This is a genomic window from Pseudomonas sp. KBW05, from assembly GCF_003852405.1.
In the GTDB taxonomy this organism is placed as follows: Bacteria; Pseudomonadota; Gammaproteobacteria; order Pseudomonadales; family Pseudomonadaceae; genus Aquipseudomonas.
On sequence record NZ_QAJM01000027.1, the window covers coordinates 91444 to 104420 of the forward strand.

The window sequence follows — 12977 nt, forward strand, 5'->3', positions numbered from 1 at the left end:
TTTTAGTCAACTTGAGGGTGACTCCATAGCTCTGTTCAGGTTATAGGAGCGGTGCCTCCTTCCCGACTCTTTGCCAAGATATGTGAACTTTAGACACCCGCAAATTTCAATTGCTTGAAAGTACAGCCACCCAGCTACTAGCTGGGAATGCGCTGTTGAATCCTCAAGCCAGGAAGTTTAAACGTGAAGACCTCGCCGCCGAAGAATTCGCTGCGCCGCGCCGTTACCGGCCCGATGCTTTTTCTATTCATTCTCGGCGATGTTCTCGGGGCGGGCGTTTATGCGCTCGCCGGGACAATTGCAGGTGAGGTAGGTGGCGCAATATGGGTGCCTCTGCTCATCGCTCTGTTTTTCGCGATGCTTACTGCAGGTTCCTACGCAGAGTTGGTGACAAAATATCCCCACGCGGGCGCCGCATCGGTTTTCGCAGAGAAGGCGTTCCGATCTCCGCTCATTTCTTTTCTCGTTGGCTTTTGCATGCTATCGGCAGCTGTCACGAGCGCGGCGGGGTTATCGCTAGCGTTCGCGGGTGACTACCTAACGGCGTTCATCCATGTACCGCCTCACATCGCAGCCTTACTTTTCCTTCTGGTTATCGCGCTACTAAACGCGAGGGGAATTAAAGAGTCATTGGGAGCCAACCTGGTGATGACAGTGATTGAGCTGACAGGTCTTCTTTTGGTCGTTGTTGCTGCTGCTTGGTATTTCCGTACTGGCGAAGCGGATTTGGGTCGCAGCCTGGAGTTCAAGCCGGGGATCAGCCCGGTGTTAGCCGTTTTGGGCGCAGCATTGATCGCCTTCTATTCTTTTGTAGGATTTGAAACATCCGCCAATCTCGCGGAAGAAATTCGAGACGTCCGAAAAGTTTATCCGCGCGCATTATTTGCCGCATTGCTAACCGCCGGGGTCGTCTACATGGCTGTAGGCGTCGCGGCATCTTCCGTACTGCCCATGGAAAAACTCGTGGCAACCTCGGCTCCTCTTCTTGAGGTGGTTCGGGCGTCAGGTTTAAACATTCCGCCTCGCGTCTTCGCCTTCATTGCACTGATCGCGGTAGCCAACGGTGCGCTGTTAACCATGATAATGGCGAGTCGTCTTACTTATGGCATGGCCTGTCTAGGACTTTTGCCGACCACTTTGAGCAAGGTGCTGCCTCGGCGACGCACCCCTTGGATCGCGGTCATTGCAACCACTCTCGTAGCAATCGCACTCACGCTTACGGGAACGCTAGCTACATTGGCCGAAACCGTCGTCTTGCTCCTGCTGTTTGTATTTCTCAGCACTAATTTGTCGGTGTTAATCCTGCGCCGTGACGAGGTTGCGGAAAATCATTTTCGGGTGCCGACGTGGGTACCCGTTTTTGCTATCGTCTCGTGCCTGGTACTGCTTAGTCAGCAAAGTCTGGAGACATGGATGCGGGGAGGGGCCATGATCTTGATAGGCAGTCTGCTGTTCGCGTGTTCAAGGGGCGCGCTACCCGCACCAGCGGAGCCCAGCTAACCCATTAAGTGCATTCGAGCCAATTGAAAAAGCGCCGGCGATTGTCATCAAATTATTGGCTAAAACTACTGAGGGGGCGAGTGCGTTAGGCAACTCGCGCTTCTCATGTGAAAGCTTACCTGGAGCGACGAGTGCTCAATGGCGTTGACCAGATATTATGATCACATCGTAAGCAGCGCGCTTCCTGCTCCTTATCGATAGATTGCGCGAAACCGCACTTCACGCAGCAGTAGAGTGCTGAAGCGGGAGCTTGCTGAAATTCAGGTCGATGCTCTTCAGGAAGGACTGATAGCCCAGGGCAGAGATCTTTCTCGTCATGAAAATAAAGACTGAGGTCTCCATCAGTTTCTACTAACCCTAATCTCACTTGTCCTAGATGCTCAACGCCTTGCTGCCTTAGCTCCATCAATAATTCGCTATTTGACATGTTGAGCGTTTCAAATGCTTTCATCTCGAACATTCCGTTGCTTATCACGGTAACCGGCAACCCATCGATCCAAGCTTCAAATTTCTTGCTCTTTGTCATAGCCAGAACAATCATGCGGTAAAGTAGCAAAAGAGTCAGGAAGACTACTACGACCGGCAGTAGTGGCACATCATGATAGAACGATACGTCTCCCGCAGCTGAACCCAGCGTTAGAATTACAACGAGCTCAAATAGCGAGAGTTGTCGTATCCCTCGCCGGCCACTTGATTTTAAAAAAAGAAAGACCGCTAAAAAAGCAAATGTAGCCCGAAAGCCTACCTCTAACAAAAATGAGAGGGGGAATTCATCTATCAACATCCGCTGTATATCAAAAGGTGTCATGATTACCTCTGTGTTATTTTTGTAATGCCTAGGGGTGAGTGATCCTGCAGAAATTAAATGCTTGTTAAATTTAACTGGCACCCTTACAAATCTTTTCTGGTCTAAAATCAGGCTAACCAACTAATCCTGGTTTGAACACAAAAGGGTTTACGAATTCCCCCTTTTTCGTTCAGGTTGTTGGTGACTTGCTGCGTCTGCAGCGCTCTGAGCAGTAGCGCACGTCGTCCCAGCAACGAGCCCATTTCTTTCGCCATGTGAAAGGAAGCCCACAGGTAGCACACGTTTTGACTGGAAGCTCTGACTTTTTCAATAGGCGTCCTTGATATTAAGTTCGTATGCCCATACCTGGTCGAACCGTAAAACGGTGCGCAGCTTAAGCGCAGATCAACAGTCCTGAAACTCGAGACAATAGCTGTCTTTCCATAAACTTAATTTGAGCGTCTTACATAAGTCCTCCAAGACAAGAGGAGAGAGGTCGTGTCTAAGCTTCATCCAGAAAATCGTGAGAATAACTCGACATTCAAAAATTTTAAAATCCAATGGGCTTTGATGAGCGCCTATGAACGCTTCGAGCAACTGGTGGTGCTGACGCTGAGCCTGATCATAGCGCTGGTGATCGTTATCGCTGTGTTGCAACTCTGCAGGAATGTAGTGCCCCTCCTGATAGGAGGAGCTATTGATCCGCTGGATCATAACGCATTCCAAGCGCTATTCGGCTCCATTTTCACAGTATTGATTGCCTTGGAATTCAAGCATTCGATAGTGCGGCCCGCCCTCAGGCGAAACAGCGTCGTGCAGGTGAGAACGGTATTGATGATTGCATTGCTGGCTCTAAGCCGAAAATTTGTCATCCTGGATTCAGCCGTTACTCCGGCTTCAACCATCGCGGCGCTAGGTTTCGCGACATTGGTGCTGGGCCTGCTTTGCTGGCTTTTGCGGCACCGCGACCTGTCTGAGTAGCAATTTACTGTACCTGAGCCGCTGACGAATTCGCTCGCTGCAGGCGCGTTCTGCCGTTAGAAAATCGGTTCAGACCTGTGCCTGCCTGAAGCGGTGTGCGCAAGGCTTAACCCGAGAATAGGTGTTGGAAAAATTTTTTCGGAATGCCCTTGAAAATATTTTGGGCGTACCTATTTTCGGTTTTACGCGATGCCGCAAACGGGTCGCGTCTTAAATCACTTGGAGAAAACTCAGGAGATTTTACTATGGCTACTACTCTTTCTTTGGCCCCTCTGTTTCGTCAGTCTGTGGGTTTTGATCGCTTCAACGACCTGTTTGAATCGGCGCTTCGTAGCGAGGCTGGTAATACCTATCCACCTCATAACGTCGAGAAACACGGTGATGATCAATACCGCATCGTGATTGCAGTGGCGGGTCTTACTGAGGAGGACATAGACATTCAGGTTGAAAATGGCGTACTGAACGTTTCTGGTGGAAAACGTGAAAGCGACGAGAAGGTGACTTACCTTCACCAAGGCATCGCGCAACGGGCCTTCCGCTTGTCCTTCCGGCTGGCTGACCATATCGAAGTGCAAGGTGCATCGCTCACTCATGGTCTATTGGCAATCGAGCTGCTTCGAGTGATTCCCGAAGAAGCCAAGCCAAAACGTATCCAGATCGGTACGGCCAGCAAGCCAAACCAGCGTCAGGTAAGCCTGCAATAATTTTGTTCAAGGCGCTCTCCGGAGCGCCTTTTTTCATCTACTTTAATCAACCTCAGAGGCGAGCAAGTGTTGGGGTTCAGCACCCCAAGTAATTCGAGCGCTAGCCTTTGGTTTTCTTCGGGTCGGCGCTCCGAGGATACGTGCGCTCTTCCTGGATCGTACCGTCTTCCTTATGGATCTTCAGCGATGCTGTTTTTCCATCAAGAAACTCAGTAGCAAGCTTTATGATCTCGACCTTTGTAGTGGCCGTTTTCGACGCTCGTTCTGCGCCTTGCTTCTTTAATGCCCAACCATTTTCAGTGGGCGTGATGTGGTAGTTATCCATCTCATTTCTCCTGCAGTTGGTGCTACTTAAGCCCGATGCGTTTGCGCATTTGGGCTGTGATGGTTTGCTTTGTTTTAGGCATATCAGCCCATGGATCGACGTCCAGCTCGCCTAGACGTTGATGGAGGTTTTGTATGTTCCAGACGTTAGCGCCTTTGATCTCTTTTAGCTCATCTCGGAAGATCGGCACTGACACTGGCAGTCCATCACGAGTACGTGCCGAATAGGCGCAGATCGTGGTCGCGCCCAAGCCGTTGCGCAGATAGTCGATGAAGATCCGTCCCACGCGATTTTTGGGGCCAGAAACTGCAGAGAACCGATCTGGAAGCAGATTGGCGATATGTTTAACAATCGAGTGGCTAAAGCTTTTCACCGTGTCCCAGTCTGCTTTCGGCGTCAAAGGGACGACAATGTGGATGCCCTTACCACCGCTTGTTTTCAGGAAAGATTTAAGGCCTAGTTCATCCAGTACCGTCAATGTCAGCTGGGTCGCCTCCACCATGCTTTTCCATGGCAGTGCAGGATCGGGGTCAAGGTCTAGGATAAATCGATCAGGGCGATGTAGATCCTTGGATACGGCGTTCCAGGTATGCAGCTCAATCGTGCTCATCTGAACCGCGCCTATCAGTGCCTCAATGTTGTTGATCAACATCACAGGGTGACCCGTCTCTTCTTTGCCGATGATTTCGATCCCAGGGATTGCCAGACGCTCTGCATTTTTCTGAAAGAATAGCTCTCCGCCGATTCCGTCTGGAGCGCGCACCAGCGCGACAGGGCGATTTAGTAACTGCGGCAGAAGCCAGTCAGAGATGCCAATGTAGTAATCCGCTAAGTCACGTTTGGTCGAGCCGCTACTCGGGTCAATCACGCGCTGGGGATGCGTGAGTCGGATCTTTGTTGACCCATCGTCGCCGGCTTTACGTTTGGCTTTCACTTCAGTCGATTGGTTTTCTTCTGACTTTCTCTCGACTTCTGGGGCAGGGGCCGGGCGCTCTTCGATGATCGACTTTGCAGGTTTATCATTGCGCAGGCCCTGGAATACTGCGTGTCTTACGGAGCCATCCTTTGTGATTTCTGCAAAGGCGACCTCTGCCAGAAGCGACGGCTTCAGCCAATGCACGTCTTTTGCTTCGAATCCGGTGGGAGGGTTTACGACAGCAGGCTTCTTGGCTTCAAGGGGGGTTAACTGTTCGTAGATCGTATTCAGTGTCACCTGGTTGAATCCAGTACCGACTTTGCCAGCGTATTTGAGCTCGCCGCTGTCTACGTCGTGCAGACCCAATAGCAGAGCCCCGAACTTACTGCGCGAACCCTTTGGCTCGGTATAGCCGACGACTACAAACTCCTGTCGACGTTTACATTTGAGCTTGATCCAGTCGCCGCTGCGACGTGATACGTAGGGACTGCCAACGCGTTTGCCGATGAGGCCTTCCATCTGCATTTGGCAGGCGCTGTTCAACAGTGCCTCCGGCGTTTCGGCGAAGTCTTCCGAATACCTAAGTACCTCATCCTCACTGCGCTCCAGAACCTTGGTTAAGGCTTCGCGGCGTTGCTCTACCGGCACCTCGCGTAAATCCATGCCGTTGAGAAAAGGCATGTCGAAGAGGTAGAAAATGATGTTGCCGCTGCGGCCTAGCTCAAAGGCATTTTGGAGAGCCTGAAAATCAGGAACGCCTTGCTCATTGGCAACAACCATCTCGCCATCCAGCCAGCCCGATTCCAATGCGAGACCAGCAATCGCTTCCGCCTGGCGGGGGAGCTTATGAGTCCAATCATGGCCATTGCGAGTGAACAACTGCACTTTACCTTGATCCACCCTAGCCATGATGCGGTAGCCGTCGAACTTGATCTCATATCGCCAATCACCATCCGGGGCGGAATCCACAAGCGTGGCCAGTTCAGGTTTCAGACTATCGGGCAGGTCTGATGGGTGGGCATTGTCTAGCTGTGTGGTTCTCGGCTTAGCGGGCGGAGCAGGGGCCTTCTCGCCAGTTTTTGGTTGGGCCGATTTCCCGGAGCGCTTCTTCTGCACGATAGTGCGCTCGCTGAGTACGCTGTGTGATTCTGCTTTCACGATATCGTAATCGCTTTCTGGTCGAGCGAATTCATCCTGATGTTTGATCAGAAACCACTGCTCCTGTTTGCCAGGGATATGCGTCTTGACCAGGTTCCATATGCCGCCAAGCTTCTCGCCCTGCAACTCAAATTTCAGTCGACCTTTAGCGTAGGCCTGAGCTGGATCAAATAAGGGTTTCCAGATACCGCGATCCCATACAATGACGTCGCCAGCGCCGTAATGGCCTTGCGGTATCGTGCCTTCAAACGTTGCGTAGTCGAGAGGGTGGTCTTCGACGTGTACAGCCAGGCGTTTGGATTTGGGATCGAGCGAAGGGCCCTTGGGCACTGCCCAACTTTTCAGGTTGCCGTCAAGCTCAAGGCGAAAATCGTAATGCAGCCGAGTCGCGTCATGTTTTTGTATGCAAAACTGCAGCGCAGCCGGTTCAACGGTTTTGTTCTTTGCTGGTTTACGCTTTGTCGCGGCGCCCGATGGCTCTGAGGTTGCATCGAAATCACGCTTACGATTGTATTCATCAAGGGTGTTACTGGTTTGCGTTGCTGCTTGCGCGTCGCTTGTTTTTTCCTTTGGCTTCCTTTTTGACCTGGTTTTTCGCGATGAGATCTCAATCCATGTCGGGGCGTGATCGCTGGCATGCTCTTCGCCCCGAACCCATGCATCCACGCCGGCGTTCTTCAAGTGGGGAACAAGCACGGGGTTCAGCAGAAGGTGATCGATGCGCAAACCGGAATTTTTTTGCCAGTGCTGGCGGAAATAATCCCAGAACGTGTAAACCCGCTCCTCCGGATAAAGGTGTCTCACAGAGTCGATCCAACCTTGGCTCAACAGCCTTTGGAAACATTCACGGCTTTCCGGCTGAAGGAGGGCGTCTTTGAGCCATGAGCGGGTGTTGTAGATATCAAAGTCGGTGGGCACGACATTGTAGTCACCTGCGAGAACAACGGGATGTTCGCTGGCTTGTAGTGTTTCTGCATGCGCAATCAGATGCTCAAACCACCTGAGCTTGTAATCAAATTTTGGCCCCGGTTGCGGATTTCCATTTGGAAGATACAGGCACCCGACGATAACACCATGGACAGCAGCTTCTAGGTATCGAGACTGCGTATCGTCTTCAGCCCCGGGCAGGCCTTTGTGAATCAGAAGGGGTTCGGAATCGCGCGCAAGAATGGCCACTCCGTTCCATGCGGCTTGGCCATGGTGGAGCGAACCATAGCCAGCCGCCTCAAGATCTCCCGCCGGGAAAGCTTTGTCCTGAGCCTTCAGTTCCTGCAGACATACAATGTCCGGTCGCTCCTTCTCAAGCCATTGCAGAAGGTTAGGCAAGCGCGCTCCTATGCCGTTGACGTTGAATGTGGCGATCTTGAGGTTCTGCATTGCCTCGATCCTTCAATGTGCCTGGAACCTTCTCATCCGATCAATTGAGAGAGGGATGCGTTCTAAATTCATTCTGAAAGCACTGCAGTAGGATGCGGTTGTACAAAAGTATCGCTGCAGCTCAGTATAAATTCTTGATGTCGTTCTTTTGGAACTAGCGGGGTGATTGAACGTTCAAGAAATTTAGCCGTAAACAATTGATGGGAAGTGTCGAAAATACTAGCCGGAGGCGTACCCATGACCCTGAACCAGCTCATTTTGTTTCTTCCCTCTGCCTTGATCGTCGCCTCGTCGCCTGGGGCGAACAATCTCCTAGCATTCGCCAATGGAAGCATGGAAGGGTTGAGGCCCGCTATCCTCGCCTTGGCAGGTCGGTGTGTAGCGTTCGTGTTCCTCGTCGCAGTAGTAATTGGCGGGTTAGGTGCGGTGCTTGAAGCATCCGAAATTGCTTTCCAGATCATCAAGTGGGCAGGAGTTGCCTATCTCGCCTTTCTCGGTGTGAAAATGATGAGGGGTGGCGGAAAATCCGAAGGTGTGGGCTTAGGAGCATTCGTCCACGCCGATACCTATAGCTTGGTGCGCCGTGAATTCGTCACGGCAATGATGAATCCGAAAGCGATACTTCTCTTCACGGCGTTCGTTCCACAGTTTGTAGTGGCCGATTCGAGTTTCTCGATAACCAACCAACTGCTTTTTCTCAGTGCGATCTACATATCCATTGAGCTCATGGCGGCCACCGGTTGGGCGCTTGCGGGCAGCATTATCCGCTCCCTTCACTCCTCGAGCAGGCAACTCGCGATCTTCAATCGCATAACGGGTGCCACCCTGCTGGGAGCGGCAGTTATGTTAGCAACCGCCAGACGTACTTAGCGCTGGTCTTCCAATAGCTGGCCGGAGTGGCTTATTCGTTTGGGTTCCCTCTTTCGCCTTAACGACAAAAGAGGGCATGCCCTTATTCAGTCGGCGATTCTGTATCTATATAGTCGGGAACCTCGGCGAGCTCGTAGTGGCGTTTCTGGTCTGAGCCTGGCACCGTCTTTGCGGGTAGCGCATCCAGTTTTTGAGGTTGACCAGTTGCCAATGCCCGTTCTACGGCGAGCAGCACTCGAACGTCCCTGAAGCCTTCTTCGCCACAGGGCTCTGGTGTTGAGCCATTAAGAATGCAATCGGAGAAGTACGCCGTCTCGCCTGCAAACTGGTCGACAACGCCATGCGAGTGTTCATTGGTTTGATCACCGACGGTAGCGCGGTAGGTAATACCTACGCCCTCACCATAACCGAAACAGGGAGATGCTTCGATTTCGCCCTCAGTGCCAATGAGCTGGAAACGCTCGCTGCTTGGAAGGGTGTAGCTGATGGTGAATTGCGCCATGCGCTCTTCGGAAAACCTAAGGCACACACTCACCGTATCAGGGGTTCCCAATTTACTGCCGGGTGCGGTCGTACCCACCGCGCTGACCTCGATGGGCTCATCACCAAATAGCTGTCGCACCATATTCAGCGGGTACGGCCCCATATCCAGCACGGGGCCTGCTGCAAAGCCGTTTTGCATCCGATGATTGGATGGTTTCACCGTCTGCGTGAATGTCGACGTGAACAGGCGAGGTCGCCCGAAGTCTCCGGCATGCACGCGCTCGATCATTTCAAGAGTGCCTGGCTCAGAGTGTAGGCGGTAAGCAATCATAAACTTTGCATTCGAGCGTTGCGCCGCTGCGAGCATCGCTTCGCAATCATCCTCGTTCGCGGCCATCGGCTTTTCCAACAGCACATGTATGCCTGCTTCCAAGGCGGGTACTACAAATTCACGGTGCAGGAAGTTGGGCGTAGCGACGTAGACGGCATCAATCTCACCGGATGCCAACAACTCGGGGTATTGCGAATAGCTGTAGCTTTTCAGGTCGTAGCGTTTGGCGAGCTTGTCTGCCTTAATTGGGTCACCCGTTACAAGGGTAGTCATGACGGAATTTTCTGTCTGTCCGATCCCTGGCATAAAGGCACCTTGGGAAATCGATCCGCCGCCGACCACTGCGTAACGAATTTTGCCGTTCAAATCGGGCATGTGAGCCTCCTTGTGTTTAGGCAATCAACGTGTCGCCTGCTAAATGTCGGCCATCGTAGAAGCCTGGAGTTCCATCTACGTGCAGATGGAAACCAGGTACCGATTCAAAATTGTCATTGCAGGCGACGTTTTTCGGGAGCCTACGAGCGAGCGCCGTCGTCAATGGCTGGAGCCATTACGCCAATACCAGTGATGAAATCAGTGTTGATGAGGTGTGTTCGTCGGATCCACTATCTGAAAAACCTCACCCTGACTCCACGCATCCGCGCCTGGCGCAACGACGGGCGTCGGTATGTCCGCTCGAGCTTTCTTCTTCTGCGCGCTATCCAACCTGAATCGACGATCCCGATCTGCAACCATCTGTGGATCCGCTTGCCCGTCTGCTGTAAAGCCCATCATGAGCAGAGGAACGCCAAGGGGCAGGTCTTTATTGAGGTCGGTATGCCAGGTATGCCACGTCTTGCCGTAGGTATGGACGAGTTTTTCCATCAATGCATGCTCGGCTACCTCAGGGATCCCAGGCGCTACGAGCTGACCTGATTTCACTTCGTGAACATGACTGTGCCAAAGCGCTTGTTCGGCTTTGGGAAGACCTGCGAACAATTGTTCGCTGATGATGTACTCGACCCCCATCAGCTTGGCGTCCTTACGATTGCCATCGTAGATCACGCACTGGATAACTTCCTCATTGAGGATAGCGCAGTAATGGTGGGCCTCCATCTGGGCATCCATGTGGCCGTTATAAAAATGGAAGCCGTCCAGGTACGCATTCAATGCGTCTATCGGAGGGCGTGATTGAAGCAAGGCCGCGCCGGCATCAAGGGATTGCGTGGCGGGCGATTTGATATCGCCAGGAGCAACAACATTGGAGTCCGAGTTGTTGCCTGCGCAAGCAGTAAGCAAAGCGATAAAGACTGCGAGAAGGATTGGGAAGACTGCTTTGATAGCAGCCCCATATATGACGCTGTTCATTGACGATTCCTTTCTATCAATTATTCCAAACGAGACGGTTTCGAAGCTGTTTTGAAATTCTTAACTGGCCGCAGTGAGAGAGTGAGATACCCGCGCTCCGTCTCTTGCTGATGACAGCAACTGGCTGTGCTGCACCCATCCTGAGTTCACGGTGTAGCGATTTCAGTCCAGTTAGGTGCCGCAGACTCCTTCCATCTCACGTCTGAAAGGCCATACTGCTCAGCCTGCGGTTTCGACACTAGCTTCAAAGGAGGTCGACCAGGTTTGGGAATTGGAGAAATACCGGCGTCACAGCTTGCCCAGTGCCAGGCATCTGCATTGCGCATCATTTTGGATCGAATGATGAATGACTTTCGCTCGCCGTGGAGCTGGTATTCGATGATGTAGAGATCAGTATTCATAAAGCCTCCGTAACGTCCATAAGGATCGATTCGTTGCATTAGGAAAAATTCCACTCCCTTTTGGCTATTTCGAACGCGTATGGAGTTTTATGAATGTGCGTCACCCAAATCGAAGGTTAAACGGTTCACTTGGAAAAAAATCCGGGCGAGTAAGCACTTTTACGCTACGCGGCTACTCTCAATTGAGCCCTGATTTTCAACGTTGGCTGAAGGAGCCCCTCTGATGATTTCCGCGCTTGAGCTTAGACATATTATTGAATGCGGTTTTCTGCCGCTGTCTTGCCATTGCACCGTCAACCCTGACGGGTCGTTGATGATCAAAGTATTCGAGCCGACCTCTGGTCGTGTTGACCTTCTAGTCACCTCAGTAACAACCAGCGGCCTGAACTCAAGTCGCGCAATCGCGAATTTGATCGGGGAGCTGCGCAGTGAGATGACAGAGCGTTCAGTAAATTTTTCTAAAACAGCCATCGATGAGGGCAGGAAGCCAGAGTTCGTTTCAAAATAGAGAGCCCAGACGAATCAAGGCCCAAGGTGCTGCTAGGGGCGCGCTCTGGGCAGGAAATCGGCTTTCGGGGCTACTGTTTCCCAACCGGAGCAGTGAGCCTGGCGTTTTTGAGGAAGGATATACTCAAGTCTTCCTGAGTGGATGACCAGGCTGTAGTAAGGCAGCTACAGAGATAACCAGTTCGTCCAAAGACCACGGTTTGTGCAGATAGATTGTCGCGGGTGGGATGGTTGTGAGATCAAGTGCATATCCTGAAGTAAGAATCGCTTCAATTGATGGCCACTTGCCTCTAACCATTTCAATAAATTCTGTTCCCTGAATCTGCCCAGGTACGCCGTGATCCGCAATCACCATACGACATTTCTCGTGAGCCTGAAGTAGATAGGTTAGGGCATCATCAGCTGAATCGAACTGCCTTACTGTCGCTCCAATTTCAGAAACAATGTCTACCATCAGCAGCCTTAGCGTGGGATCGTCTTCTACGACGACTATTTCTCCTTGAATCGGTAATAGCCCTTCCCAATTTACTTTCACTTTTAAATGCCCTTAGCCGAGTTATATTCAGCGTTTCCGAAGTCATTCTGAGTGTATTCGCAAACCCCAGTTCTGCCCCGGATCATTAAATTTTAGACAATAATTTTTCTCAGTGCTACAGGCGACCGGCTTTGCTTGGGCTTTTCGCCTAGTAGCCTATTTAGGCTGTCCAATCGCCCATTGCTTGGTCAACCCACCATCCTTACCAAGAACTGGGTCATGTTCGGGAAATGGCAGGGTAGCGATATTCTCAAGCTGCGCTTCGCTAGGAGCTTCACGTCGAATATCTGCGTGCTGGCCAGGTGGGTAAGCACCCACGACGAGAAAGTCTGCGCTAGACCCGAGATTGCAATGACCCGTCCCAGCCGGAAGCAGCAGTACATCTCCTTTTTTCACCTCTACGACTTGCCCATCGGGCCCGCCCAACATTAAGCGTGCTTGGCCACTCACGACACCTAATACCTCATGTCCTTCGGTGTGATAGTGATGGTAGCCGAAGACACCGTCTCGCCATTGGGGAGGCCAGCCATGAGCTGAAAATATCTTTTCAAAAAGTGCTGCCGGATCGTTACCAGTCACAGAGATCGCACTTTCGTAAATGATGACCGGGAGGCGGCGGTTATTGGGTACCCAGTCATTTGGATTGAGCATAAGGGTCTTCAAGGTACTTGCCACTTGGCGAGTATTTTTCATGGAGGCATCTCCCCGGTGGACAAATACATTGCTTGAAAGATATGAACGGAGGGCGGCATGTT

At 51.8% G+C, this 12977-nt stretch carries 14 protein-coding genes; 5 read left to right on the forward strand and 9 right to left on the reverse strand.

All coding sequences use genetic code 11. The annotated features are described in order from the left end of the window. Window positions 1-234 precede the first annotated feature (234 nt). Window positions 235-1500, forward strand: a complete 1266-nt coding sequence (locus DBR46_RS24205; RefSeq protein WP_124528284.1) for an APC family permease — start codon at window positions 235-237, stop codon at window positions 1498-1500. Window positions 1501-1615: 115 nt separating this feature from the next. Here DBR46_RS24205 and DBR46_RS24210 read toward each other — a convergent pair whose 3' ends face one another. After that, entirely contained in the window at window positions 1616-2308 is a 693-nt protein-coding gene (locus DBR46_RS24210; RefSeq protein WP_124528242.1) for a DUF421 domain-containing protein, read from the reverse strand. Window positions 2309-2477: 169 nt separating this feature from the next. Next, the gene (locus DBR46_RS24215) at window positions 2478-2618 is read right to left on the reverse strand and encodes a DUF2256 domain-containing protein (protein ID WP_124528243.1); all 141 of its coding nucleotides are present in this window, start codon (window positions 2616-2618) and stop codon (window positions 2478-2480) included. A 239-nt stretch (window positions 2619-2857) separates the two neighbouring features. Here DBR46_RS24215 and DBR46_RS24220 point away from each other — a divergent pair, with 239 nt between their 5' ends. After that, window positions 2858-3268 carry a phosphate-starvation-inducible PsiE family protein gene (locus DBR46_RS24220; protein ID WP_124528285.1) on the forward strand — a complete coding sequence of 137 codons (411 nt, stop codon included), beginning with the start codon at window positions 2858-2860 and terminating at the stop codon, window positions 3266-3268. Window positions 3269-3513: 245 nt separating this feature from the next. Then, window positions 3514-3972: an Hsp20 family protein gene (locus tag DBR46_RS24225; RefSeq protein ID WP_124528244.1), complete on the forward strand. Its 459-nt coding sequence runs from the start codon at window positions 3514-3516 to the stop codon at window positions 3970-3972. Between the two features lie 100 nt (window positions 3973-4072). On the opposite strand, the gene DBR46_RS24230 is transcribed toward DBR46_RS24225, so the two are convergent. Together DBR46_RS24230 and ligD are read right to left on the reverse strand one after the other, a co-directional pair. After that, window positions 4073-4297, reverse strand: a complete 225-nt coding sequence (locus DBR46_RS24230) for a DUF2188 domain-containing protein (RefSeq protein ID WP_124528245.1) — start codon at window positions 4295-4297, stop codon at window positions 4073-4075. Between the two features lie 22 nt (window positions 4298-4319). Beyond that, the gene (gene ligD, locus DBR46_RS24235) at window positions 4320-7748 is read right to left on the reverse strand and encodes a DNA ligase D (protein ID WP_124528246.1); all 3429 of its coding nucleotides are present in this window, start codon (window positions 7746-7748) and stop codon (window positions 4320-4322) included. A gap of 237 nt (window positions 7749-7985) precedes the next feature. On the opposite strand from ligD, the gene DBR46_RS24240 reads away from it, so the two are divergent. After that, the gene (locus DBR46_RS24240) at window positions 7986-8618 is read left to right on the forward strand and encodes a LysE family translocator (protein ID WP_124528247.1); all 633 of its coding nucleotides are present in this window, start codon (window positions 7986-7988) and stop codon (window positions 8616-8618) included. A gap of 82 nt (window positions 8619-8700) precedes the next feature. On the opposite strand, the gene DBR46_RS24245 is transcribed toward DBR46_RS24240, so the two are convergent. The 3 genes from DBR46_RS24245 to DBR46_RS24255 all read right to left on the reverse strand — a co-directional run bounded on the left by DBR46_RS24245 (window position 8701) and on the right by DBR46_RS24255 (window position 11180). Then, on the reverse strand, window positions 8701-9807 hold the full coding sequence (locus tag DBR46_RS24245; protein ID WP_124528248.1) for a Gfo/Idh/MocA family protein: 1107 nt from the start codon (window positions 9805-9807) through the stop codon (window positions 8701-8703). A gap of 198 nt (window positions 9808-10005) precedes the next feature. Next, entirely contained in the window at window positions 10006-10779 is a 774-nt protein-coding gene (locus DBR46_RS24250; protein WP_124528249.1) for an OBAP family protein, read from the reverse strand. Window positions 10780-10925: 146 nt separating this feature from the next. Further along, a complete protein-coding gene (locus DBR46_RS24255; protein ID WP_070412064.1) occupies window positions 10926-11180 on the reverse strand; it encodes a DUF6555 family protein in 255 nt (84 codons plus the stop codon). Window positions 11181-11403: 223 nt separating this feature from the next. Here DBR46_RS24255 and DBR46_RS24260 point away from each other — a divergent pair, with 223 nt between their 5' ends. Further along, complete coding sequence (locus DBR46_RS24260; RefSeq protein WP_124528250.1) at window positions 11404-11688, forward strand: DUF1652 domain-containing protein; 285 nt, start codon at window positions 11404-11406, stop codon at window positions 11686-11688. Between the two features lie 123 nt (window positions 11689-11811). Here the strand turns inward: DBR46_RS24260 and DBR46_RS24265 are convergent, their stop codons facing one another. Beyond that, window positions 11812-12222 carry a response regulator gene (locus DBR46_RS24265; protein WP_124528251.1) on the reverse strand — a complete coding sequence of 137 codons (411 nt, stop codon included), beginning with the start codon at window positions 12220-12222 and terminating at the stop codon, window positions 11812-11814. 156 nt (window positions 12223-12378) lie between these two features. After that, entirely contained in the window at window positions 12379-12915 is a 537-nt protein-coding gene (locus tag DBR46_RS24270) for a cupin domain-containing protein (RefSeq protein ID WP_124528252.1), read from the reverse strand. Window positions 12916-12977: the final 62 nt, after the last annotated feature.

Excerpts from the sequence above, each read along its gene's own strand:
- DBR46_RS24245 (WP_124528248.1), bottom strand. The coding sequence starts at position 9,807 with ATGCCCGATTTGAACGGCAAAATTCGTTACGCAGTGGTCGGCGGCGGA.
- DBR46_RS24230 (WP_124528245.1), bottom strand. The coding sequence starts at position 4,297 with ATGGATAACTACCACATCACGCCCACTGAAAATGGTTGGGCATTAAAG.
- DBR46_RS24240 (WP_124528247.1), top strand. The coding sequence starts at position 7,986 with ATGACCCTGAACCAGCTCATTTTGTTTCTTCCCTCTGCCTTGATCGTC.
- ligD (WP_124528246.1), bottom strand. The coding sequence starts at position 7,748 with ATGCAGAACCTCAAGATCGCCACATTCAACGTCAACGGCATAGGAGCG.
- DBR46_RS24270 (WP_124528252.1), bottom strand. The coding sequence starts at position 12,915 with ATGAAAAATACTCGCCAAGTGGCAAGTACCTTGAAGACCCTTATGCTC.
- DBR46_RS24250 (WP_124528249.1), bottom strand. The coding sequence starts at position 10,779 with ATGAACAGCGTCATATATGGGGCTGCTATCAAAGCAGTCTTCCCAATC.
- DBR46_RS24205 (WP_124528284.1), top strand. The coding sequence starts at position 235 with ATGCTTTTTCTATTCATTCTCGGCGATGTTCTCGGGGCGGGCGTTTAT.
- DBR46_RS24220 (WP_124528285.1), top strand. The coding sequence starts at position 2,858 with ATGAGCGCCTATGAACGCTTCGAGCAACTGGTGGTGCTGACGCTGAGC.
- DBR46_RS24260 (WP_124528250.1), top strand. The coding sequence starts at position 11,404 with ATGATTTCCGCGCTTGAGCTTAGACATATTATTGAATGCGGTTTTCTG.
- DBR46_RS24255 (WP_070412064.1), bottom strand. The coding sequence starts at position 11,180 with ATGAATACTGATCTCTACATCATCGAATACCAGCTCCACGGCGAGCGA.
- DBR46_RS24210 (WP_124528242.1), bottom strand. The coding sequence starts at position 2,308 with ATGACACCTTTTGATATACAGCGGATGTTGATAGATGAATTCCCCCTC.
- DBR46_RS24225 (WP_124528244.1), top strand. The coding sequence starts at position 3,514 with ATGGCTACTACTCTTTCTTTGGCCCCTCTGTTTCGTCAGTCTGTGGGT.